The organism is Pseudooceanicola onchidii, from assembly GCF_004959925.1.
Lineage (GTDB): Bacteria > Pseudomonadota > Alphaproteobacteria > Rhodobacterales > Rhodobacteraceae > Pseudooceanicola > Pseudooceanicola onchidii.
This window is the reverse complement of sequence record NZ_SPUW01000001.1, coordinates 891,165-912,334: the sequence shown is the minus strand read 5'-3', so window position 1 is coordinate 912,334 and position 21,170 is coordinate 891,165. Positions and strand designations below refer to the sequence as shown.

The 21,170-nt window shown below is 64.8% G+C and carries 19 protein-coding genes and 1 tRNA gene; 11 read left to right on the top strand and 9 right to left on the bottom strand.

The window, feature by feature from the left end; all coding sequences use genetic code 11:
- Nucleotides 1-64: 64 nt before the first annotated feature.
- From E4S58_RS04390 to E4S58_RS04380, 3 genes are all read right to left on the bottom strand, one after another.
- Nucleotides 65-2,632 (bottom strand): methyl-accepting chemotaxis protein, encoded by a 2,568-nt coding sequence (locus E4S58_RS04390; protein ID WP_136635077.1) that lies wholly within the window; start codon nucleotides 2,630-2,632, stop codon nucleotides 65-67.
- Nucleotides 2,633-2,680: 48 nt separating this feature from the next.
- Entirely contained in the window at nucleotides 2,681-3,250 is a 570-nt protein-coding gene (locus E4S58_RS04385; RefSeq protein ID WP_136635076.1) for a hypothetical protein, read from the bottom strand.
- Between the two features lie 107 nt (nucleotides 3,251-3,357).
- Nucleotides 3,358-3,443, bottom strand: a tRNA-Leu gene (locus tag E4S58_RS04380).
- Nucleotides 3,444-3,549: 106 nt separating this feature from the next.
- Here E4S58_RS04380 and E4S58_RS04375 point away from each other — a divergent pair.
- Both E4S58_RS04375 and E4S58_RS04370 read left to right on the top strand, forming a co-directional pair.
- Complete coding sequence (locus E4S58_RS04375) at nucleotides 3,550-4,293, top strand: rhomboid family intramembrane serine protease (RefSeq protein WP_136635075.1); 744 nt, start codon at nucleotides 3,550-3,552, stop codon at nucleotides 4,291-4,293.
- The gene (locus tag E4S58_RS04370; protein ID WP_136635074.1) at nucleotides 4,290-4,649 is read left to right on the top strand and encodes a GFA family protein; all 360 of its coding nucleotides are present in this window, start codon (nucleotides 4,290-4,292) and stop codon (nucleotides 4,647-4,649) included. The genes E4S58_RS04375 and E4S58_RS04370 overlap by 4 nt, the downstream gene beginning before the upstream one ends.
- Nucleotides 4,650-4,711: 62 nt before the next feature.
- On the opposite strand, the gene E4S58_RS04365 is transcribed toward E4S58_RS04370, so the two are convergent.
- Together E4S58_RS04365 and E4S58_RS04360 are read right to left on the bottom strand one after the other, a co-directional pair.
- Complete coding sequence (locus E4S58_RS04365; protein ID WP_136635073.1) at nucleotides 4,712-5,500, bottom strand: inositol monophosphatase family protein; 789 nt, start codon at nucleotides 5,498-5,500, stop codon at nucleotides 4,712-4,714.
- Between the two features lie 116 nt (nucleotides 5,501-5,616).
- The gene (locus tag E4S58_RS04360) at nucleotides 5,617-6,888 is read right to left on the bottom strand and encodes a serine hydrolase domain-containing protein (RefSeq protein ID WP_136635072.1); all 1,272 of its coding nucleotides are present in this window, start codon (nucleotides 6,886-6,888) and stop codon (nucleotides 5,617-5,619) included.
- Nucleotides 6,889-7,137: 249 nt separating this feature from the next.
- On the opposite strand from E4S58_RS04360, the gene ribB reads away from it, so the two are divergent.
- The 7 genes from ribB (at nucleotide 7,138) to E4S58_RS04325 (ending at nucleotide 13,989) form a co-directional block, all read left to right on the top strand.
- A complete protein-coding gene (gene ribB / locus E4S58_RS04355; protein WP_136635071.1) occupies nucleotides 7,138-8,268 on the top strand; it encodes a 3,4-dihydroxy-2-butanone-4-phosphate synthase in 1,131 nt (376 codons plus the stop codon).
- A 3-nt stretch (nucleotides 8,269-8,271) separates the two neighbouring features.
- Nucleotides 8,272-8,796 (top strand): 6,7-dimethyl-8-ribityllumazine synthase, encoded by a 525-nt coding sequence (locus E4S58_RS04350; RefSeq protein ID WP_136635070.1) that lies wholly within the window; start codon nucleotides 8,272-8,274, stop codon nucleotides 8,794-8,796.
- Between the two features lie 26 nt (nucleotides 8,797-8,822).
- On the top strand, nucleotides 8,823-9,323 hold the full coding sequence (nusB, locus tag E4S58_RS04345; RefSeq protein WP_136635069.1) for a transcription antitermination factor NusB: 501 nt from the start codon (nucleotides 8,823-8,825) through the stop codon (nucleotides 9,321-9,323).
- A 40-nt stretch (nucleotides 9,324-9,363) separates the two neighbouring features.
- Nucleotides 9,364-10,593 (top strand): sigma-54-dependent transcriptional regulator, encoded by a 1,230-nt coding sequence (locus tag E4S58_RS04340; RefSeq protein WP_136635068.1) that lies wholly within the window; start codon nucleotides 9,364-9,366, stop codon nucleotides 10,591-10,593.
- Nucleotides 10,594-10,829: 236 nt separating this feature from the next.
- Nucleotides 10,830-11,831 (top strand): DctP family TRAP transporter solute-binding subunit, encoded by a 1,002-nt coding sequence (locus E4S58_RS04335; protein ID WP_136635067.1) that lies wholly within the window; start codon nucleotides 10,830-10,832, stop codon nucleotides 11,829-11,831.
- A 94-nt stretch (nucleotides 11,832-11,925) separates the two neighbouring features.
- Nucleotides 11,926-12,591, top strand: a complete 666-nt coding sequence (locus tag E4S58_RS04330; RefSeq protein ID WP_136635066.1) for a TRAP transporter small permease — start codon at nucleotides 11,926-11,928, stop codon at nucleotides 12,589-12,591.
- 3 nt (nucleotides 12,592-12,594) lie between these two features.
- Complete coding sequence (locus E4S58_RS04325; protein ID WP_136635065.1) at nucleotides 12,595-13,989, top strand: TRAP transporter large permease; 1,395 nt, start codon at nucleotides 12,595-12,597, stop codon at nucleotides 13,987-13,989.
- 57 nt (nucleotides 13,990-14,046) lie between these two features.
- Here E4S58_RS04325 and E4S58_RS04320 read toward each other — a convergent pair whose 3' ends face one another.
- Nucleotides 14,047-14,949, bottom strand: coding sequence for a LysR family transcriptional regulator (locus tag E4S58_RS04320; RefSeq protein WP_136635064.1), 903 nt, complete (start codon nucleotides 14,947-14,949; stop codon nucleotides 14,047-14,049).
- Between the two features lie 91 nt (nucleotides 14,950-15,040).
- Between E4S58_RS04320 and metF the strand changes: the two genes are divergently transcribed.
- Complete coding sequence (metF, locus tag E4S58_RS04315; protein WP_136635063.1) at nucleotides 15,041-15,907, top strand: methylenetetrahydrofolate reductase [NAD(P)H]; 867 nt, start codon at nucleotides 15,041-15,043, stop codon at nucleotides 15,905-15,907.
- Between the two features lie 50 nt (nucleotides 15,908-15,957).
- Here the strand turns inward: metF and E4S58_RS04310 are convergent, their stop codons facing one another.
- From E4S58_RS04310 to E4S58_RS04300, 3 genes are all read right to left on the bottom strand, one after another.
- Nucleotides 15,958-17,028 (bottom strand): DUF2235 domain-containing protein, encoded by a 1,071-nt coding sequence (locus E4S58_RS04310; RefSeq protein WP_136635062.1) that lies wholly within the window; start codon nucleotides 17,026-17,028, stop codon nucleotides 15,958-15,960.
- Nucleotides 17,009-19,303, bottom strand: coding sequence for a xanthine dehydrogenase family protein molybdopterin-binding subunit (locus tag E4S58_RS04305; protein WP_136635061.1), 2,295 nt, complete (start codon nucleotides 19,301-19,303; stop codon nucleotides 17,009-17,011). The genes E4S58_RS04310 and E4S58_RS04305 overlap by 20 nt, the downstream gene beginning before the upstream one ends.
- A gap of 83 nt (nucleotides 19,304-19,386) precedes the next feature.
- The gene (locus E4S58_RS04300; RefSeq protein WP_136635060.1) at nucleotides 19,387-20,505 is read right to left on the bottom strand and encodes a type III PLP-dependent enzyme; all 1,119 of its coding nucleotides are present in this window, start codon (nucleotides 20,503-20,505) and stop codon (nucleotides 19,387-19,389) included.
- Nucleotides 20,506-20,611: 106 nt separating this feature from the next.
- Between E4S58_RS04300 and E4S58_RS04295 the strand changes: the two genes are divergently transcribed.
- The gene (locus tag E4S58_RS04295) at nucleotides 20,612-21,046 is read left to right on the top strand and encodes an Lrp/AsnC family transcriptional regulator (protein WP_136635059.1); all 435 of its coding nucleotides are present in this window, start codon (nucleotides 20,612-20,614) and stop codon (nucleotides 21,044-21,046) included.
- Nucleotides 21,047-21,170 lie beyond the last annotated feature (124 nt).

Here is a 21,170-nt window from a genome sequence, read left to right as displayed (position 1 = left end):
AGTTCTCAACGGCCACGCAATGACCCAACGTCGACGCCTTCGCGGACGCGGCCTTCAGCCTCGGTCAAAACTCCTCCCATCCCTTGGTTCTTTGGGTGGAACCTGAACGGGGTCCATTCGCGGCAACCTGCTGAACAGGCTCGCGATCCTCTGGTGCCTGACGCGGCAGGTTGGTGGGTTTGGGCGACTGCCCCGCCCCGCCCAACTGGAACCGTTCGGAGGCGTTGACCAGCGAGGCCGCTTCGGTTGTCAGGGCGTGGCTGGCCGCCGTAGTTTCCTCGAACATGGCCGCGTTCTGCTGAGTCACCTGGTCGAGATCGGTCATCGCCAGGTTAATCTCGTTCAGGCCGGACGATTGTTCCCGCGCAGAGCTCGCGATGGCCTTCACCCGTCCCGAGATGTCGGACACAGCGCCGACAATATGCGACAGCGCCTCACCGGTTTCATTGACCAGCTGGACGCCTGAGCCAACCTGCTGCCCCGAAGCAGAGATCAGGTCGTTGATCTCTCGCGCTGCGTCCGAGGAGCGTTGCGCCAAGGCCCGGACCTCGGTCGCGACGACGGCAAAGCCGCGCCCGGCCTCTCCCGCGCGGGCGGCTTCGACACCGGCATTGAGGGCCAGAAGATTGGTCTGGAAGGCGATGTCGTCAATCACACTGGTGATCTTGGAAATCTCCTTGCTGGAAGCCTTGATGGCATCCATCGCGTCGACGGCGCGACGTGCCACGCTGCCGCCGGTTTCCGCTTGCTCCAGCGCGGTCGAGGCGATCGTGCTTGCATCGTCCGCACCTTCGGCAGCTGATTTCACCGAAGCCGTCAACTCGTCCAGCGCGGCGGCGGTTTCTTCCAGCGTGGCCGCCTGCCGTTCGGTGCGGCGCGCCAGATCGTCAGCCGCATTGGTGATCTCGCCGGCCTCGTTGCGGATGGATTCTGCATTGCTGACAACGGCGGCCATAGCTTCGTGCAGGGCACGCACAGCCTGATTGAAGTTCAGGCGGAGCTGATCGTAGTCCTTGCTGAACGGATCAGAGATCGTGATGGTCAGGTCACCCTGGGCCAATCGGCCAAGCGCGTTCTTGAGCGCCGTGACAACATTTGCCTGCTCCTTCGCCATCGCTTCACGGGCTTCGTCCGCCGCGATCCCGGCATAGTGACGGTCCGTGACATCCGCACCGATGAAGACCACGCGCTGCACGTCGCCTCCACGACCGACAATCGGGGTCAGCGTGCCTTCGGCGATCGGTCGCCGCTCGCCGCCGCCGGGCAGCGCAAAGCGCCCGGCGATGATCGAGCCCGAGTAGACCAGGCGCCGAATTTCTTCCCGCTCGGCCTGAGTTTTGTCGACGGAAGTGATGACATCTGTGCCCTTCATCCGGCCAAGCGCCGCGACGTCCATCCCCGTGATACGCTGGACGGCATCGTTGGCCTCTTCGACGTGACCGTTTTCGCCGATATCCAGCCGCAGCTGTTTCTCTGCGATGGCCCCTAGAACGGCGGCGTTCAGGGTCGCGTCGGAAACATCCGCGAATTCCATGACATAGCCGATCACCGCACCATCTGCGCCTGCCACGCCCTGGATGCGGATCCGCAGACGGTGCTTGCCCCACCTGTTTTCCACGTCATGCGGCAGATCGGCGGTTTCAAGTGCGGCGCCAAGCCCTGCCAGGCCGGGCAATTCGGTGACACAACTGTCCAGAATGTCATCCGGACGGAACGCCGCCCAGTCCCGCCCTGCCCGATCGGCAAACCCCGGCAACAAGGCCTGCCACGCCGGGTTGACGTAGCGGACGGTCAGATCGGTATCCAGCAGCATGAGCGCGGAGCCTGCGGCCTCGACCGCGGCACTGCGGAACGCGTTTTCCTCTTCCGCCTGGCGGGCCGTTCGCAGCTTGTCGCGGAATTCGATCAAGGACCGGGCAATGCTGCCGATTTCATCGCCCCGGCGTGACGCGGGAATGTCGGTATCGAGAGCGCCATGCGCGATCTCTCTCATGGCGGCTTCGGTGCACCGCAAAGGACGTGCCAACCAGAACCAGAGGAACACTGCCGCGCCCAGTAGCGCCGTCACCAAGACGATCGAGGCCGTCAACAACGCCTTCGCCCGATCCTCGGCCAGTTCCGTCAGCAGCACGTCGTTCGTCCAGTTGGTGACGATCGCGCCCACGATCTCTCCGGTCTGGCCGAACCGGACGGGGGCCGCGACCATGAAACCACTGGGGCTTGAGACGTTCCGGCCGTGTTCGATCGCCTGTCGTGCCAGATCGCGCGCCATGGCGTCGGCGCCATCCTCCAGGCCAAAGTCGGTCTCATAGATCACCCGACCGTCCGCCGCGACCGCCATCCCGCCCAGCGCCGCCCCCCGCGAGGTGCCGACCATCAGGTTCAACGTGTCGCGGATCTGATCTGCCTTGCCGAACCGGACCATGCCGCCCATCTGCTTGGTCATGAACAGGCTTTTCATCTCGGCGAGGTGGGCAATGTTCTGCTCGCCCCGTTCGACCATACGATTATGCGACAGGGTTTCCTTCACCGCGCCGACAAGCAGAATGCACATCGCAACCAGCAAGGTACCGATCGCGAAGGTAGAGCGCAGATTGCGCAGGATGGTGCGACCCAGTGATTGATCGGACATCGGCAGACTCCCCTTGATTGATTGCGCCGGGCGACCCGGCGCAGATCGTCAGAACAGCATTTCAGCGTTGAGCCCGATGGTGACGGCGCCGATCACCGCTCCGGTCTCTGGGTCGGCGATTGAGACGGACACCTGGCCCTGGTACATCTGCGAGGATTCGTCGAATTCGATATCGCCGATGTGGATCGCATCCGCGCCCTTGCCGAAGCTTTCGGTGAACTTCGCCTCGTCGCCCTGCCAATAATCCGAAGTCGCGTCAGAGGCCGCGACGTTCAATCCGCGGCTGTCCATCACGAACACCTCGGTCATGACCCCGTCCGAGGCCGTGACGCGGGCGCGCAGGAAATCGGCGGCGGCATTGTTCAGGACGGGATCAACCGTGGGACGGGTGGGTTGCCCGACCTCCTGCCGCCAGAGACGATCAAGTTCGTCGATGTCGGACTGCGCCAGGTGCCCCGTGCGCATATTCTGCATGCGGATCGCGCTGATCACGGTCGGGTCCTGCACCCAGGACATGACGTTGTCGCGGGCATAGGTGGTCATCACATCGCGATATTGATCGGCTTGCGACAGCGTGGCGGTCAGGGCGACAGGTACAGCCAGCCAAAGTGACTTCATGGTATTCCTCCGGACATGTGGTTCCGGGGACACCATGCCGACGAACGCTTTCAGTCAGCTTAACGTGATGAAAAAATCCGGTCCGGGGCCGAAACCGTCCGAAACCGTGGTACCTGCGGCCGGATTCGAACCGGCACGGCCTTTCGGCCTAGAGATTTTAAGTCTCCTGTGTCTACCATTCCACCACGCAGGCCCGGGGGATCCGGGCGACCTTATCGTCCTGTCGGCACGGGGAAAAGCCCCCTCCCGGCGGCACGCGGCCGCTTGACCTTTGCCCGGCCTGCGGCCAGCCTGCGCGCATGTTTCCATTGCGCGACCACAACCCGTCCGGCCGGACCCCCTATGTCACTTGGGCGCTGATCGCGCTGAACGTGGCGGTGTTCATATCCTATGCCCGGTTTTCGGATGACCAGGCCTTCAACGCCTTCATCGGCGCCTACGGGCTGATCCCGGCGCGCCTGTCCGCCGGTGACGGTTATCACACGGTGCTGACCTCGATGTTCCTGCATGGCGGGCTGATGCATATCGCGGGCAACATGCTGTTTCTGTGGATCTTCGGCGACAACATGGAAGACAAGATGGGCCACGCGGGGTTCCTTGGCTTCTACCTTCTGTCGGGCATCGGCGCGGCCATGGCGCAGTACATGGCCGGACCGCAGTCGATGGTGCCGATGGTCGGCGCCTCGGGCGCGATCGCGGGCGTCATGGGGGGATACCTGCTGCTGTTCCCCAAGGCGCGCGTCGATATCCTTTTCATTTTCATCGTATTCTTCAAAGTTTTCCCGGTGCCCGCCTGGGTCATGCTGGGCATCTGGTTCGGCCTGCAGTTCGTCAACGGATTGGGCGCGGACCTGAACGCGGGCGGTGTCGCCTACTGGGCGCATGCCGGCGGGTTCATCGTGGGCTTCGTGCTGACCTTGCCGACCTTCCGCAGGCTGGGCGGCATGACCTTTTGGAACCGGACCCACGGCCACCCCGACCATCCCGAAGCGCAATACAGGTTCGCCCGGTCCAACGTGCCGACCGTCCGGCGGCGCAGATGAGCGCGCCTGTCCGCCTGACCTGTCACTGTGGTGCCGTCGAACTGGCGGTCATTCTGGCGAACGGGGTCGAAGGCGCGCGCCGCTGCAACTGTTCCTTCTGCCGCCGCCGGGGTGCCGTGACCGTGACGGCGGCGCAGGGCGGCGTGAGGATCGTGAAAGGCGCAGACGACCTGCAACGCTACCAGTGGGGCACGCGGACCGCCGAACACTATTTCTGCAAGACCTGCGGCATCTACACCCATCACCGGCGGCGCAGCCGGGATGAATTCGCGGTCAACCTTGCCGCGATCGACGGGGTTGATCCGTCCAAGATGGGCCCCTTCCCCTGGCATCCTGGGCGGGACATGCCGCTCTGACGGCTTCATCTTGCTGAAAATACTCCCGCCGGAGGCTCCTGCCCCCAGCCAGGGATGCGCGATCAGTCGTTGCGGATGACCTTGGCAAACTGCTCGAAGATCGCCTCGTTCGCGCCGATCACCTCGCCCGAGGACAGGATGTCCGCGCCCGGTTCGATGGAATCGACCAGGCCGCCCGCTTCGCGCAGGATGATCAGGCCGGCGGCCATGTCCCAGGCATTCAGGCGACGTTCCCAGAACCCGTCATAGCGACCGGCCGCCACATAGGCGAGGTCGAGCGCAGCCGAGCCCCAGCGCCGCACACCGGCGCAGGCGGGCATCAGGCGCGCAAGGTCCTGCAGGGTCTTGGGCAGATCAGACCGGCCGCCGAAGGGCAGCCCGGTGGCGAAGATCGACTCGATCATCCGGCCCCGGCCCGACACGCGGATGCGGCTTTCGTTCATCCAGGCGCCTTCGCCCTTCTCGGCAAAGAACATCTCGTCCTTGGCGGCATCGTAGACGACACCGGCAATCACCTGGCCCTTGTGTTCCAGCGCGATCGACACGGCCCAGTGCGGCAGGCCGTGCAGGAAATTCGTCGTGCCATCCAGCGGATCGACGATCCAGCGGCGGGTCGGATCGGCCCCCTGCTCTTCGCCGCCTTCCTCGCCGACCCAGCCGTAGGACGGGCGCGCCTCCATCAGCTGTTCCTTGATGATCGCCTCGGCCGCGATATCCGCGCGCGAGACGAAATCACCCGCGCCCTTCATCGACACCTGAAGGTTCTCGACCTCGCGGAAATCCTTCACGAGGGACCGGCCGGCCTTGCGGGCGGCTTTCATCATGATGTTGAGATTGGCACTGAGCGGCATGGGATGGCTCCTTCGGATCAGGTCGCGCGTATAGACCGGAGGGGCCGAGTTGCCAAGGGGCGTTGGTCGGGGCCGCGTCCCGCAGGTCGCGGCCCCTTGCTACTTTGTCCGTCGGATCAGTCGATCTTGCTGTCCTCGATCGTCGGATAGATCAGGTTCTTGAAGGTCAGCCGCACCGGCACACGGTTCGTCGGAGACTGGATCATCAGCAGCGCGATGAAGTCCTCTTGCGGGTCGGTGACATAATAAGTACCGGCCGCGCCGCCCCAATAGTATTCGCCGACGCTGCCGAAGGACGGCGCGCCTGCATCCACCCGCACACCATACCCGAGGCCGAAACCATAGCCCGGGCCGGGAAGATAGTACTTGCCCGGCGCGATGCCTTCGAGGTGATTGGCGGTCATCAGCTGGACCGTCTTGGGCGCCAGCAGGCGGGTGCCGTTCAGCTCGCCTCCGTTCAGCATCATCTGGGCGAAGAGCGCGTAATCATGTGCGGTCGACACAAGTCCGCCGCCGCCCGATTGCGATGGCTTGCGCGTGCGCGGGTCGAACATGTCGAACGGGCCGATCTTGGCGTGATCGGTAAAGGCTTCGGCGATACGGTCGTGCTTGGCCGCGTCGTCGACGTAGAAATCCGTGTCCTCCATGCCAAGCGGGTCGAAGATCCGGGCCTTCAGGACATCGCCCAGCGACTGGCCGGTCACCGCTTCGATCACGCCGCCCAGCACGTCGGTCGAGCGTGAATATTCCCAGGTCGTGCCGGGTTCATGCTCCAACGGCAGGGTGGCGATGAGTTTCGCCTGCTCCAGCCCCGTCAGATCGGCATTGCCGACGCCCGCCTCGTTATAGGCCTCGCGCGCGGGGCCGGTTCCGAAAAAGCCGTAGGTCAGCCCCGAGGTGTGGCGCAGCAGATCCTGGACGGTCATCGGCCGCGTTGCGGGGCGGGTTTCGGGCTTGCCGTCTGCATCCACCTCTCCGGTCGCAACGGTCAGCTTGGCGAATTCGGGAATATAGGTCGCAACCGGGGCATTGAGCACCAGGCGGCCTTCCTCGACCAGCATCATCGCGGCGGCGCTGACGATCGGCTTGGTCATCGAATAGATCCGGAAGATCGAATCCTCGGTCATCTCGGGCCCGTCCGGGGTACGGTTCCCCATGGCCGACAGGTGCGCAATCTGGCCGTCCCGGATCAGCATCACGACGGCGCCGGGCATCATGCCCTTGTCCACCATCGCCTTGAGTGTGCCATCCAGACGCGCAATCCGGGCGGGGTTCAGACCCAGGGCCTCCGCATCCCCCATGGGCAGTTGGTCGGCAAACGATGGCGCCGCAAATGTCGTGGCAACAGTGCAAAGTCCGGCCAAAAGGCCGGTTTTCAATATGTTCATGATAGTCCTCCCATTGCCGCCCCTGCGGGCGGTAGGACCAATCTAAACGCGGAAAATATTTCCGCGCAATAAAATTACCCTAACATTTTGCCAATCGGCAAAGCCACGCTGCGCCGGGCCGGACCGCGGACCGATGCTGTCCCTGCGCGCACACTCACCCTGCGCAACCGCGCCCCTGCGACGCAGCGACGGACTGGCGTTTCCCGTCGTCACCCCTTATCTGGCGGAAAGGGACACACGGAGAGCGCCATGGACAGCACCACCTTTGAAAAGCCCGGTCCGGTCGAGACCGAATGGTCCGATGCGATCAGCTCGATCGAGGAGATCATCGAGGACGCGCGCAACGGGCGCATGTTCATCCTGGTCGATCATGAAGACCGCGAGAACGAAGGCGATCTGGTGATCCCGGCGCAGATGGCGACCCCCGAGGCGATCAACTTCATGGCGACCCACGGCCGCGGCCTGATCTGCCTGTCGATGACCGGTGAACGGGTCGACCAGCTGGGCCTGCCGCTGATGTCGTCGCAGAACTCGTCCCGGCATGAAACGAATTTCACCGTCTCGATCGAGGCACGCGAAGGCGTGTCGACGGGCATTTCCGCCCATGACCGCGCCCGCACCGTGGCCGTGGCGATCGACGCGGGCAAGGGTCCGCAGGACATCGCGACCCCCGGCCATGTCTTCCCGCTGCGCGCGCGTGAGGGTGGCGTTCTGGTCCGCGCGGGCCATACCGAGGCTGCCGTGGACGTCAGCCGCCTGGCAGGGCTGAACGCCTCGGGCGTGATCTGCGAGATCATGAACGAAGACGGCACCATGTCGCGCCTGCCCGAGCTGATCGCCTTCGCGCAGAAGCACAACCTGAAGATCGGCACGATTTCCGACCTGATCTCGTACCGCCGCCGCCACGACAACCTGGTGCGCGTGCGCCGCGAGGAAACCGTCACCACCGAATTCGGCGGCGAATGGACGCTGCGCGTTTACACGGATGAAACCCAAGGTGCGGAACATATCGTCCTGATCAAGGGCGAGGTCGAAGGCGATGATCCGGTTCTGGTGCGGATGCATGCAATGGATCCGATGAAGGATGTCGTGGGTATCAACGGCGAAGCGCGGGCGGATCTGTTCCGCGACGCGATGCGGGTCGTGGCCGAAGAAGGCCGGGGCGTCGTCGTGCTGCTGCGTGACCTGACCATGAAGATCGCCGCCGAGAACGAGGTATCGCCACAGACGCTTCGGCAGTATGGTCTTGGGGCGCAGATCCTGTCGTCCCTCGGCATTCACAAGCTGGAACTGCTGACGAACTCTCCGCGCCCGAACGTGGTGGGTCTGGACGCCTACGGGCTGGAAATCGTCGGCACCCGCAAGATCAAGGGAGCCTGAGCCATGGCCGCCAACGAACAGCACTACGTGATGGAACGGGGCACGGTCGACAAGCCGACCAAGGTCCTGATCGTCGTCGCCCCCTACTACCGCGACATCGCCGACAGCCTGATCCAGGGCGCGCAGGCGGAAATCGAGGCCTGGGGCGCCACGCACGAGCTGATCGAGGTGCCCGGCGCGCTCGAGGTGCCGACGGCGATCTCGATGGCCGCGCGCATGTCGAACTATGATGCCTTCGTCGCGCTTGGCTGCGTGATCCGGGGCGAGACCACGCATTACGAAACCGTCTGCAACGACAGTTCGCGCGGGATCACGATGCTGGGGCTTCAGGGCCTGTGCATCGGCAACGGCATCCTCACGGTCGAAAACCGCAAACAGGCCGAGGTGCGCGCGAACGTGGACGATCAGAACAAGGGGGGCGGTGCCGCCGCTGCGGCCTTGCATCTGCTGGCGCTTTCGCGCAAATGGGGCGCTCCGAAAGGGTCGGTCGGCTTCAAGCCCGCGACCGAGGAATTCAAGCTCGCCTGACTGGGGCCTCCGCGATGACCGATGACATGACCGACGACACCCCGACGCCGCAGGCTCCGCTGCCGATTTCCGGCAACCAGCGGCGCAAGATGAAAAGCGCCTCGCGTCTTTACGCGGTTCAGGCGCTGTTCCAGATGGAGCATTCGGGCCAGACCGTCGAGAAGGTCATGCAGGAGTTCGAGGATCACCGCTTCGGCGCCACCTACGAGGGCGACGAGATGGCCGAGGGCGACATCGACCTGTTCCGTCACACGATGAAGGACGCGGTGAACTACCAGGCGAAGATCGACCAGATGACCGACCGCGCCCTGGTTGCCAAGTGGCCGATCGCCCGGATCGACCCGACGCTGCGGGCGCTGTTCCGCGCCGCCGGGGCCGAAATGGTGCAGACCGACACGCCGCCCAAAGTGGTCATCAAGGAATACGTCGACGTGGCCGCCGCCTTCTTCCCCGAGGGGAAAGAGGCGCGCTTTGTCAACGCCGTGCTCGATCACATGGCACGAGAGGCCCGGCCGGAAGCGTTCTGAGGCCCGGGACCAGGTAACGGGGCAATCAACGGGGGCTGGCATGGCGCGGAAAGTCCTGATCGTCGACGATGACGCCGCCGTGCGCGAGGCGCTGGCGCAGACGCTGGACCTTGCCGATCTGATCCCCGTCATCACCGGCAGCTTCATCGAGGCCAAGGACCATATCTCGGCCGATTTCGAAGGGGTGATCCTGTCGGACATCCGGATGCCCGGCCGTGATGGGTTTTTCCTTCTCGATCATGCCCATGCGCTGGACCCCGACCTGCCCGTCATCCTGCTGACCGGCGAAGGCGACATTCCCATGGCCGTCGATGCGATGGACCGCGGGGCCTTTGGCTTCCTGGAAAAACCCTGCGCCTCGGACGACATGGTGGCGGTCCTGGAACGCGCCCTGAAGACCCGGCAGCTGGTGCTGGAAAACCGCGTCCTGAAGGCGCAGCTCGAGGCCGGCGATCCGGCGTCGCGGCTGATCTTCGGATCGTCCCAGGCCAGCGACGGGTTACGCGACCGCGTCCGGCAGGTGGCCCGGACCGAGGCCGAGGTGCTGGTCAACGGCGCGCCCGGCACGATGATTTCCAAGGTGTCCGAAGTCATCCACCTGTCCTCGCCACGGTCGCGGATGCCCTTTGTCAAACGCCCCGCCGCCGGCCTGACCCCCGACGGCCTGACCCGCGCCACCGAAGAGGCCCGCACCGGCACGCTGTTCATCGACGAGGTTTCGGCCCTGCCGCGCGAGACGCAGTTCGCCCTTGCGGACCTTCTGGAGCGCGGGCTGGATGCGCGCCTGATCGCCGGGACCACCGAAGAGCTGGAACAGGCCGTCACCGACCACGCCTTTCACCCCGATCTTTTCTATCGCCTCGATGTCATGCGCGTGCGCATCCCGTCGATCGCCGAACGGCCCGAAGACATCGCCGTCATGTTCCGCCAGTATGTCGATCAGGCGGCCGAGCAGGCGGGGCTGAAGGCGCCCGAGATCACGCCCGAGGTCATCGCCGGGCTGATGGCGCGCGACTGGCCGGGCAATGCGCGTGCGCTGATGTCCGAGGCCATGCGCTTCGTGCTGGGCGTGCGGGGGGCCGACGACCGCGCGGGCGGCGATCTGGGGCTGAGCGAACAGATGGCGCAGGTCGAAAGGTCCCTGCTGGCGGCCGCGCTCCGGCGGCACGACGGTCAGGCAACGGCGGCCGCCGCATCGCTCAAGCTGCCGCGCAAGACATTCTACGACAAGCTGACCAAGTACGGGCTCAAGCCCGAGGACTTTCGCTGACACCTGTGCGGTTTTCCGCACAAACCGGACCGGCGCCTGTGTGGATCCCCGCACATTGCTGCCATGCAGCATTCGCATGGCACGAATGCGCCTGACGCAAGCCCCTGATTTTAGTCCATTAAAACGGCCTCTGCGCCATACCCACACATCCGCTTGAGCGGGATGTGACCTGCCGTCAAACCTAGCGCCAGAGGCATGACCTCACGATTCGGATCATAACCGGGAGGAGACCCGACATGAAATTCCTGACCACTGCCGCAACGGCGCTGGCCCTCTCCGTCACCGCGAACGCTGCCTTCGCAGCCTGCGATGCCGGCGAAATCGTCATCAAGTTCGCCCACGTCACCAACACCGACAAGCACCCCAAGGGTATCGCCGCGTCGCTGCTGGAATCCCGCGTGAACGAAGAGATGAACGGCAAGGCCTGCATGGAGGTCTACCCGAACTCGACCCTCTACAACGATGACCAGGTTCTGGAAGCGATGCTGCAGGGCGACGTCCAGCTGGCCGCTCCGTCGCTGTCCAAGTTCGAGACCTTCACCAAGCAGTTCCGCCTGTTCGACCTGCCGTTCATGTTCAAGGACATCAACGCGGTCGACGCCTTCCAGAACTCGGACGCCGGTCAGGCGATGCTGGATTCGATGCAGAAGCGCGGCCTGCAGGGCCTGGGCTACTGGCACAACGGCATGAAGCAGATGTCGGCCAACAAGCCGCTGCTGGTGCCCTCGGACGCCAATGGCCTGAAGTTCCGCGTGCAGCCGTCGGACGTGCTGGTCGCCCAGATGGAAGCCATCGGCGGTTCGCCGCAGAAAATGGCCTTCTCGGAAGTGTACGGTGCGCTGCAGCAGGGCGTCGTCGACGGGCAGGAGAACACCTGGTCCAACATCTACGGCCAGAAGTTCTTTGAAGTTCAGGACGGTACGACCGAAACCAACCACGGTGTGATCGACTACCTCGTCGTGGCCTCGGTTGACTGGCTTGATAACCTGGACGCGGATGTTCGCGACCAGTTCATGACCATCCTGACCGAAGTGACCACCGAGCGGAACGCCGCCGTGGGCGAAGTCGACATGGCCGCCCGCCAGGCGATCCTGGACACCGGCGCCGAGATCCGTGAACTGACCGCCGAACAGCGTCAGGAGTGGGTCGACGTGATGAAGCCCGTCTGGGACAAGTTCGTCGGTGACGTCGGCCAGGAAAACATCGACGCGGCACAGGCCATCAACAACCAGATGTGATACCCTGCCGGGTGTAAGATCGGGGGCGCGGGACGACCTTCCGCGCCCTTTTTGATACCTGCCGGTCACGGCAGCTGGGGAAGAGGGGAGAGCCATGCAGACGCAGGGCACGAGTTTCGTCGACAGGCTGGAAGAGACAGCCATCGCGGTGATCCTGGGGCTGATGACCCTGATCACCTTTGCCAACGTGGTGGCACGCTACGCGTTCAACGCCAACATTCTCTGGGCGCTCGAGGCGACGGTGTTCCTTTTCGCCTGGCTGGCGCTTCTGGGGGCCTGCTACGCGGTGAAGAAGGGCGCGCACCTTGGCGTGGACGCCCTGATCGACATCCTGCCGGCCAGGGCGCGGCGCATCTGCGGCCTGATCTCGGTCTCTGTTTGCATCATCTTTGCCTTCCTTCTGCTCAAGGGCGCCTGGGACTACTGGGCCAACTTTGCCAACCTGCCCCAGACCGAGGGCCGCTGGTTCCCCCTGGGGTTCGAGGAAAAGTTCCGCCCCAAGGCCTGGTACGAAGTCAACGACATCCCCATGCCTGAAATCCTGCGCTGGATCGAACCGCTGATGAACGACGGCGACGCCTACGAGAAGATGCCGCGGTTCATCCCCTACATGATCCTGCCCTTCACCATGGCGCTTTTGCTGTTCCGCTTCATCATGGCGGGTGTCGACATCTGGACCGGCAAGACCGACCGCATCGTGGCCAGCCACGAGGTGGAAGACGAACTCGAAGAAGTCCGCCAGCAGCGCGGCGAGGTGTAAGACATGGACGTTGTTATCCTTTTCGTGATGGTCATCGGCCTGATGCTGATCGGCGTGCCGATCGCCGTCTCGCTCGGCACCTCCTCGATCCTGTTCCTTCTGTGGTATTCCGACACCTCGCTGGCGTCGATTGCCCAGACGCTGATGCAGGCCTTCGTCGGCCACTTCACCCTGCTTGCCATCCCCTTCTTCATCCTGGCGTCGTCTTTCATGTCGACGGGCGGGGTGGCGAAACGGATCATCCGCTTCTCGATCGCCTGCGTCGGCCACCTGCGCGGGGGCCTCGCCATCGCGGGTGTCTTTGCCTGCATGATCTTCGCGGCACTCTCGGGATCGTCCCCGGCGACCGTGGTGGCCATCGGGTCGATCGTGATCGGCGCCATGACCCAGGCGGGCTATTCCAAGGACTTCGCCGCAGGCGTGATCTGTAACGCAGGCACGCTTGGCATCCTGATCCCGCCGTCCATCGTGATGGTCGTCTACGCGACCGCGACCGATGTCTCGGTCGGCCGGATGTTCCTGGCCGGTGTGATCCCGGGCCTTCTGGCGGGCTTCCTGCTGATGGCGACGATCTATGTCATGGCGCGGATCAAGAACATGCCCGCCGGCGAATGGAAGGGGTTCGGAGAGATCTGGCTGGCCTTCAAGGACGCCTTCTGGGGCCTCATGCTGATCGTCATCATCATGGTCGGGATCTACGGCATCCCCGGCATCACCGGCGCGATCTTCACGCCGACCGAAGCCGCCGCCGTCGCGTCCGTCTATGCCTTCATCGCGGCCGTGTTCATCTATCGTGACATGGGTCCGCTGCACACCGAAGGCGACGCCCCGAACCTGCCGCTCTACAAGAAGCCCTATGCGCTGCTGACGGCGTGGTTCCACAGGGACACGCAGAAGACCCTGTTCGAGGCCGGCAAGCTGACCGTCACGCTGATGTTCATCATCGCCAACGCGCTGATCCTCAAGCACGTCCTGACGGATGAACAGGTGCCGCAGACCGTGGCCAACGCCATGCTCAACGCCGGGTTCGGTCCGGTCATGTTCCTGGTGGTGGTCAACGTGATCCTGCTGATCGGCGGTCAGTTCATGGAGCCCTCGGGCCTCTTGGTCATCGTCGCGCCGCTGGTTTTCCCGATCGCGATCGAACTGGGGATCGACCCGATCCACCTGGGCATCATCATGGTCGTGAACATGGAAATCGGCATGATCACCCCGCCGGTCGGCCTGAACCTCTTCGTGACGTCGGGCGTGGCGGGCATGCCGATGGTCCGCGTGGTCAAGGCGGCGGCGCCCTTCCTGCTGGTGCTTTTCGCCTTCCTGATCCTGGTGACCTACGTGCCCTGGATCTCGACCTGGCTGCCGACAAGCGTCATGGGCCCCGAGATCATCACCCGCTGATCCGGCCCTTTCCAAGATCGACGGCGCCCCACGGGGCGCCGTTTGCATTTGGGCCGGTCACGCGCGTTGCAGCTTGACGGCCTCGGTCCGGGCCAGGCGGATGAAATGCGCCATGTAAGGCTTGGCGGCGTCGTCTTCGCGGGACGCGGCATACATCCGGCGGGTGGCGCCGGTTTCGGTCAGGCGGCGCACGGCGAAATCGCCCATGTGGCGCTGATTAGTCATCACCCAATCGGGCAGGACCGCGACGCCGCGGCCCGAGGCGACCAGCATCAGGATCATCTGGGTCAGTTCGACCTGTCGGATCGCGGCGGGTTCGACCCCGGCGGGCTGCAGAAGCATCTTGTAGACGTCCAGCCTGTTCCGCTCGACCGGATAGGTCAGCAGGGTCTGATCAGCCAGGTCCTCGGCCTCGATCCAGGGTTTGGCGGCCAGCGGATGGGTGGCGGCGCCGATGAACACCGGTGAATAGTCGAAAAGCGGGGCAAAATGCGCCTCGCCCTCGTCGGGATCCGAGGAGATCACGACATCGACCTCCTCTTTGCGCAGTGCGGCCAGGGCGTCGAAGGCGCGGCCTGCGCGGATGTCGATGTCGACCTGCGGCCAGGCGCGGCGGAACTGTTCCAGCACGGGGAAAAGCCAGTCGTAGCAGGCGTGGCATTCCAGTGCGATATGCAGCCGCCCGGCACTGCCTTCCTCCAGCGCCTCGAATTCGGCCTGCAGGGCATCGATCTCGGGCAGGATGCGTTCGGCAAGGCGCAGCATCCGCTGCCCGGCGGCCGACAATTTCAGCGGCTTCGACCGGCGCACGAACAGCTCGACCCCTGCCTGATCCTCAAGCCCCTTGATCTGATGCGACAGGGCAGACTGGGTGATGTGCAGCATCTCGGCCGCGCGCTGCAGGCCGCCCGCATCGTGAATGGCCTTAATCGTGCGGAGGTGGCGGAACTCGATATGCATATGTGAGTTGCCCTCATGATGTTCGTGAATTTTATGAGCTTGTCTCACAAAGCTGATTTTGCGACAAGGATCGAAATCTAAGGGGATCCCCATGACTGTGCCTGCCGTATCGTTCGAGTTCTTTCCGCCGCAAAACCTCGAGGCCTCGTTCCGCCTGTGGGACACGGTCCAGGTCCTGTCGCCTCTTGCGCCGCGCTTCGTGTCGGTGACCTACGGGGCGGGTGGCACCACCCGCGACCTGACCCGGGATGCGGTGGCGACGCTGCACAAGAATTCCGGCCTGAACGTCGCGGCGCATCTGACCTGCGTGAAGGCGACCAAGGAAGAAACGCTTGAGATCGCCAACACTTTCGCCGAGGCAGGCGTGACCGAAATCGTCGCGCTGCGGGGCGATCCGCCGAAGGACGAGGGCAAGTTCACCGTGCATCCCGGCGGCTTCGAAAGCTCGGTCGAGCTGATCGCGGCGCTGAAGGATACCGGAAAATTCACCATCCGCGTCGGCGCCTATCCCGAAAAGCACCCCGAAGCCGCGACGGCCACCGCGGACGTCGAGTACCTGAAGCGCAAGTTCGATGCCGGTGCGGACGAGGCCCTGACGCAGTTCTTCTTCGACAAGGAGCATTTCCTGCGCTTCCGCGACGCCTGCGTGAAGGCCGGGATCGACAAGCCGATCGTGCCGGGCATCATGCCGATCGAGAACTGGAAGGGCATCCGCCGCTTTGCCGTGAACACCGGCACGACGATTCCCGCCTGGATGGACGACGCCTTTGAAAAGGCGGCGCGCGACGGGCGGCAGGATCTGCTGGCAACCGCGATCTGCACCGAGATGTGCACCGATCTTCTGGGGGAAGGCGTGGACAAGCTGCATTTCTACACGCTGAACCGTCCCGAACTGACCCGTGACGTTTGCCACGCCCTTGGCGTGACGCCGCAGGTGCAACTGGAAAACGTCGCCTGAGACACCGGTAGGGTGCGTGCTTGCACGCACCACCCCGCCCGTGCAGACCCTTATGCGCTGTGGTGCTTGACCCCGAGAGGGAACTGAAGCCCGCGCGCAATGGCGCTTTCGTGGATACGTTCCGACGGGTCCTCGCCCATCACGCGGCGTTCGCGGATCAGGAACATCTTGCCCCAGCCGCGCCACATCCCGACAGAGGGCGCATCCGCGTCCATCGGAAACCGGCGGCGCCAGCCCTCGGGCAGCGGGAGGCCACGCAGCTCGGCCTGCAACAGCATCCAGACCAGCGGCAGGTTCGACAGCCCCCGCGCCTCTTCGAAGCCGCCAAGCTGGCCGCCTACGTCGCCATGGGTGCCCGCGAACCAGACCTGTTCCAGCCGACCCGACCAATCCGGATCGCTGGCCCACATCACCGGGCGATAGACCGCGCGGTTTTCCTGCAGCGCCAGCGCATGGAACCCGGCCCGCACGCAACGGGCCAGCGCGTGGTTGTGGAACGAATGGTTGGGTTCCGACAGTTTCCACAGCAGCGGCAGGCGCAGGCCAAGCGACTTGACCGTGTCGAAGGCGCCGATCATTTCGACCGTCACGGCGTCGTGACAGAATTCGCGGGCGAAGGCGTGGGCGGCAGGCCCCTGCCCGCCCGACTGGTAGTGACGATAGGCCAGCTGCACGTTGCGTTCGGTGGCCTGTTCGGCCTTCAGCAGGCCGACGCGGTCGATCACCCCGGCCAGGGACCGCACGGCATAGGCGCCGCGCGAATAGCCGAAAAAGTAGATCCGGTCACCGGCGCGATAGCGCGAGGCGAGATATCCGTAGGCGCGGCGGATCTGGCGATTGATGCCGCGCCCCATCATGACCTCGTGGGTGTTCTTCCAGCTGGTCCACTGCACCCCGCCCTCGTAGTAGACCGAGATTTCGGGGCCCGTAAGCTCGGAGAGCAGCTTGTAGATCAGGCCGGCATTGGTTTCCTCGCCTTCCTCGATCGAGGACATGGTGCCGTCAAGGATGATGACATGGGTGACCGGCCCACGCCGGACGCCCGGCACGTTCCGCCGCGCGCGGAACAGCCAGCGCGGGCGGACAACGCGAAGAAGGCCGTCACTCAGCCGGTTGAACATCACCCAGCATCTCCCAGACGCGGCGCGGCGTGAAGGGCATGTCGGCCCGCGTCACGCCCCGGTTCGCCAGTGCATCCATCACCGCGTTCGATACGGCCGCCATGGAGCCAACGGTCCCGGCCTCTCCGCAGCCCTTCATGCCCATGGGGTTGGCGGTCGAGGGCACGGGTTCGGTCGTGAAGCCGACGAAGGGCATCGAACTGGCGCGCGGCATCGCGTAATCCATGAAGCTGGCGGTCAGAAGCTGACCGTCCTCGTCATAGGTCACATTCTCGATCAGCGCCTGGCCCAGGCCCTGCGCGACCCCGCCGTGCACCTGACCTTCGGCCAGCATCGGATTGATAAGATTGCCGAAATCGTCGACGACCGTGTAGGCGATCACCTCGGTCTCGCCGGTTTCGGGATCGACCTCGACCTCGGCGACATGGGCGCCGTTCGGGTAGGACCGGCCGGGCAGCTGGGCGCGCGCCTCGTGCATCAGCAGATCTTCGCGGCCGTCGTCGCGGGCCATCTCGGCCACGTCCTGCATGGTCGGCGCGGCGTTCGAGCCCTTGATGCGGAAGCTTTCGTCATCAAAGCTCACGTCCTCGGGCGCGACCTTCATCTTGTCGGCAAGGAAGGCCGTGAAGGTTTCCACCATCGTGCCGACCACGGCCAGCGTGGCGTTGGACTGCGTGGTCACCGACCGCGACCCGCCGGTGCCGCCGCCCTGGGCGATCAGGTCACTGTCGCCCTGGATGACGCGGATATCCTCCATCGGGATGCCGGACTGATCGGACAGGAAGCGGGCATAGACGGTTTCATGCCCCTGCCCGTTGGACTGGGTCCCGACGTAGATGTTGACCGTGCCGTCCTTGAGAAATTCCACCTTTGCCCCTTCCGAGGGATCGCCGAGGATGCTTTCGATGTAATAGCACAGCCCCATGCCGCGCAGACGCCCGCGCGCCTCGGCCTCGGCCCGGCGGGCGTCGAAGCCAGGGCGGTCGGCCAGGTCGGCCGCGCGGTCGAGCAGGCGGTTGAAATCACCGACATCGTAAAGCTCGTCCGTGACAGTCTTATACGGAAAGTCTTGCGGCTTGATGAAGTTCTTGCGCCGCAACTCCCACCCGTCGACGCCGAGGTCACGGGCGGCGTAATCCATCGCGCGTTCCAGCAAATAGATCGCCTCGGGCCGCCCAGCCCCGCGATAGGCATCGGTCGGAGTGGTGTTGGTATAGTAGCTTTCAACCTCGAGCAGGGCGTTCTGGCAATCGTAGACCCCCATCAGCACGCGCCCGAAAAGATAGGTCTGGATCAGCTGGCCGAAGTTCGAATTGAACGCGCCGAGGTTGGATTTCGTCTTCACGTGATAGCCAAGCATCTTGTGATCGGCGTCAAAGGCCAGGGCAACCTCGTGGGTCAGGTCGCGCGCGCCGTTGTCGGACAGCATGGCTTCGGTCCGGTCGGACATCCAGCGCACGGGCCGGTCCAGGAACCGGGCGGCGTAGGCGGCCATGACATGTTCGGGATAAAGCTTGGCCTTCATGCCGAAGCCGCCGCCCACATCCGGCGTGGTGACGCGGACGTTGTCTTCCTCAAGCCCCATCAGCCGGGCCAGTTCCCGCTTGGGCCCCCAGACCCCCTGCCCGTTCATCGCCAGGTGGATGCGGTCGCCCTGCCATTCGGCATAGCAGCCGCGCGGCTCAAGCGAGGCGACCATGACGCGGTTGTCCACCACTTCGGCCCGGACGACATGGGCGGCGGCATCGAAGGCGGCCTTGGTTTCGGCCTCGCGGCCCAGCAGGTAATCGATGGCCAGGTTGCCCGGCGCTTCGGCGTGCAGGTCGATGTCGCCCTTGGACAGCGCCATCTGCGCGGGCAGTTCCTCATAATCGAAGCCGATCAGATCCGCCGCGTCCTTCGCCGCTTCGGGCGTTTCGGCAACGATCATGGCGACGGGCTGACCGACCCAGAGCACCTTGTCTTCGGCGAGGATGGGATGCTTGGGGTTGGCGGCGGTCGATCCGTCGCGGTTCTTGACCGTCACGCAGCCCAGCCCGCCGGTGATGCCCGCATCATGCAGGTCCTGCGCACCGGCCACCAGCAGCACGCCGTCCAGGGCGCGCGCGTCGTCCAGGTCCAGGTCCGTGATCTTGGCATGGGCGACCGAGGACCGGAAAACATACAAATGCAGGGCATTTTCCGGCGTGATATCATCGACGTAGCGGCCGTGACCGGTCAGAAGACGCTGATCTTCGACGCGGGTGACGGACTGGCTGCGGCCGAACTTTTCCATGGAAGGCTCCCTCTTCTCTTCCTCGCGACACTAGCGGGGTGCGCCCGGGTGTCCAGAGGCAGGAAGAGGGAAACCGCCGTTGCCTAGAACGCTGCGACCGCCACGGGCGCATCAAGCCCGTAGCCATTGAACCGCGTCGCGATCGACAGCGAATAGGCGCCAAGGCCGCTGAAGATCAGGTAATCGCCAACCGAAAGATCCTCGGGCAGCGGCACCGGATGCGGCAGCCGGTCAAGCGAGTCGCAGGTCGGGCCGTAGACCACGCGGGCCACGGGGGCGCCGCGGCGCGTCACGCCGTCGGACGACAGGATCGTCAGGCGGTCTGTCGGGCCGATGTCGCGCTGTTCGGACAGGCCGCCATAGACACCGTCGTTCACCACGATCGCCCCGCCCCGGCGCAGCGCCTTGACGCGGGTGGCCAGGCAGAAGGCCTCGGCCACCATGGCGCGGCCGGGTTCGCAGACCAGCGCGGGGGCGTCCGGCCCGAAGGCTTCGGACGTCGCTTCGGCGATGCGGGCGAAGATCCGGTCCAGGTCAGGGGCCACGCCGGTGCGATGCGCCGGGAAACCGCCGCCCACGTTCAGCCGGTCCAGCCGGACACCGGCGCGATCCGCGATGCGCGCGGCCTCATGGATATAGGCGACCCAGGCTTCGGGATCGGTGCACTGCGTGCCGGGGTGGAAGGTCATCGCCAGCGGCAGGCCAAGCGCATGGGCGCGGCGCAGCAGGTCTTCGGCCTCATCTGGGGTGGCGCCGAATTTCTCGCCGAAATCATAGGCCGCGCCCTTCACCGGCAGCTTGAACCGCACGGCGACTTCGCAGCCAAGCGGCGCGATGGCGTCGAGCCCCGCGATGTCGTCGACCGAGGCCGAGGCGATGCCATGGGCCCGGGCCGCCGCGATTTCGGCGTCGGAGCGGACGGGGTTGTTGTAGTGCAGCACGGCCCCGGGATGCACGGCGCGCACGGCCTCCATCTCGGCCGGAGAAGCGACATCGAAGGTGGTGATCCCGGCGGCGACAAGGTTTTCCAGCACGTTGCGGTCGGGGTTCGCCTTGACCGCATAGGAGGTCAGGCCGGGAAAGCCGGTCAGAAACGCGCGCGCCGAGGCATTCAGCCGTTCGGGGCTGAAAAACAGCACCGGCGCGTCGGGCGTATGGGTCATCAGGTGGTCGCGCGGTGTCGTCAGGGGGGCGTGTTTCATGGTATCTCCTGTGGCAGTGACGTTGAAAATGCCGCTGATACCTGTCGAAATCACCAAGCAGATCGACTATACTACCCGAGTTTTCATGCAGATTGACGGTAGCCCAATGCAAATCGACGAAACCGACCGCCGCATCCTGACCGCCCTGTCCGACCACGCCCGTCGTCCGGTCGCCGATCTGGCGCGGGATCTGGGGCTGGCGCGATCGACCGTGCAGGCCCGGATCGAACGGATGGAGGATACCGGCGTGATCGCGGGCTACACCCTGCGCCTTGGCGGATCGGTGCGCCCGGGCGTGCGGGCGACGGTGCTTCTGGGGATCGAACCGCGCAGTGAGCCAGAGGTGCTCAAGCGGCTGACCGCCCTGCGCGAGGTGGACAGCGTGCACACGACATCCGGGCGCTACGACCTGATGGTGCAGATGTCGGCGGATACGACCGAACGGATCAACGATGCGCTGGACCAGATCGTGATGGCGCGCGGTGTGCGGTCGACCGAAAGCCTGATCCACCTGTCGCAGAAGCTGGATCGGGGGCGGTAGGGTCGCGATCGACACCGATCATGGCGCGCACCCTCGCCCTCGGCCGCCTTGCGCCTACCTCTCCTTGTGAACTCGCGCCTTCCCCTCTCCGCCCGGATTGGCTATTCCGGCGCGGACGAACAAG

Excerpts from the sequence above, each read along its gene's own strand:
- ribB (WP_136635071.1), top strand. The coding sequence starts at position 7,138 with ATGGACAGCACCACCTTTGAAAAGCCCGGTCCGGTCGAGACCGAATGG.
- E4S58_RS04365 (WP_136635073.1), bottom strand. The coding sequence starts at position 5,500 with ATGCCGCTCAGTGCCAATCTCAACATCATGATGAAAGCCGCCCGCAAG.
- E4S58_RS04325 (WP_136635065.1), top strand. The coding sequence starts at position 12,595 with ATGGACGTTGTTATCCTTTTCGTGATGGTCATCGGCCTGATGCTGATC.
- E4S58_RS04320 (WP_136635064.1), bottom strand. The coding sequence starts at position 14,949 with ATGCATATCGAGTTCCGCCACCTCCGCACGATTAAGGCCATTCACGAT.
- E4S58_RS04350 (WP_136635070.1), top strand. The coding sequence starts at position 8,272 with ATGGCCGCCAACGAACAGCACTACGTGATGGAACGGGGCACGGTCGAC.
- E4S58_RS04360 (WP_136635072.1), bottom strand. The coding sequence starts at position 6,888 with ATGAACATATTGAAAACCGGCCTTTTGGCCGGACTTTGCACTGTTGCC.
- E4S58_RS04375 (WP_136635075.1), top strand. The coding sequence starts at position 3,550 with ATGTTTCCATTGCGCGACCACAACCCGTCCGGCCGGACCCCCTATGTC.
- E4S58_RS04385 (WP_136635076.1), bottom strand. The coding sequence starts at position 3,250 with ATGAAGTCACTTTGGCTGGCTGTACCTGTCGCCCTGACCGCCACGCTG.
- metF (WP_136635063.1), top strand. The coding sequence starts at position 15,041 with ATGACTGTGCCTGCCGTATCGTTCGAGTTCTTTCCGCCGCAAAACCTC.
- E4S58_RS04370 (WP_136635074.1), top strand. The coding sequence starts at position 4,290 with ATGAGCGCGCCTGTCCGCCTGACCTGTCACTGTGGTGCCGTCGAACTG.
- E4S58_RS04335 (WP_136635067.1), top strand. The coding sequence starts at position 10,830 with ATGAAATTCCTGACCACTGCCGCAACGGCGCTGGCCCTCTCCGTCACC.
- E4S58_RS04300 (WP_136635060.1), bottom strand. The coding sequence starts at position 20,505 with ATGAAACACGCCCCCCTGACGACACCGCGCGACCACCTGATGACCCAT.
- nusB (WP_136635069.1), top strand. The coding sequence starts at position 8,823 with ATGACCGACGACACCCCGACGCCGCAGGCTCCGCTGCCGATTTCCGGC.
- E4S58_RS04390 (WP_136635077.1), bottom strand. The coding sequence starts at position 2,632 with ATGTCCGATCAATCACTGGGTCGCACCATCCTGCGCAATCTGCGCTCT.
- E4S58_RS04330 (WP_136635066.1), top strand. The coding sequence starts at position 11,926 with ATGCAGACGCAGGGCACGAGTTTCGTCGACAGGCTGGAAGAGACAGCC.
- E4S58_RS04310 (WP_136635062.1), bottom strand. The coding sequence starts at position 17,028 with ATGTTCAACCGGCTGAGTGACGGCCTTCTTCGCGTTGTCCGCCCGCGC.
- E4S58_RS04340 (WP_136635068.1), top strand. The coding sequence starts at position 9,364 with ATGGCGCGGAAAGTCCTGATCGTCGACGATGACGCCGCCGTGCGCGAG.
- E4S58_RS04305 (WP_136635061.1), bottom strand. The coding sequence starts at position 19,303 with ATGGAAAAGTTCGGCCGCAGCCAGTCCGTCACCCGCGTCGAAGATCAG.
- E4S58_RS04295 (WP_136635059.1), top strand. The coding sequence starts at position 20,612 with ATGCAAATCGACGAAACCGACCGCCGCATCCTGACCGCCCTGTCCGAC.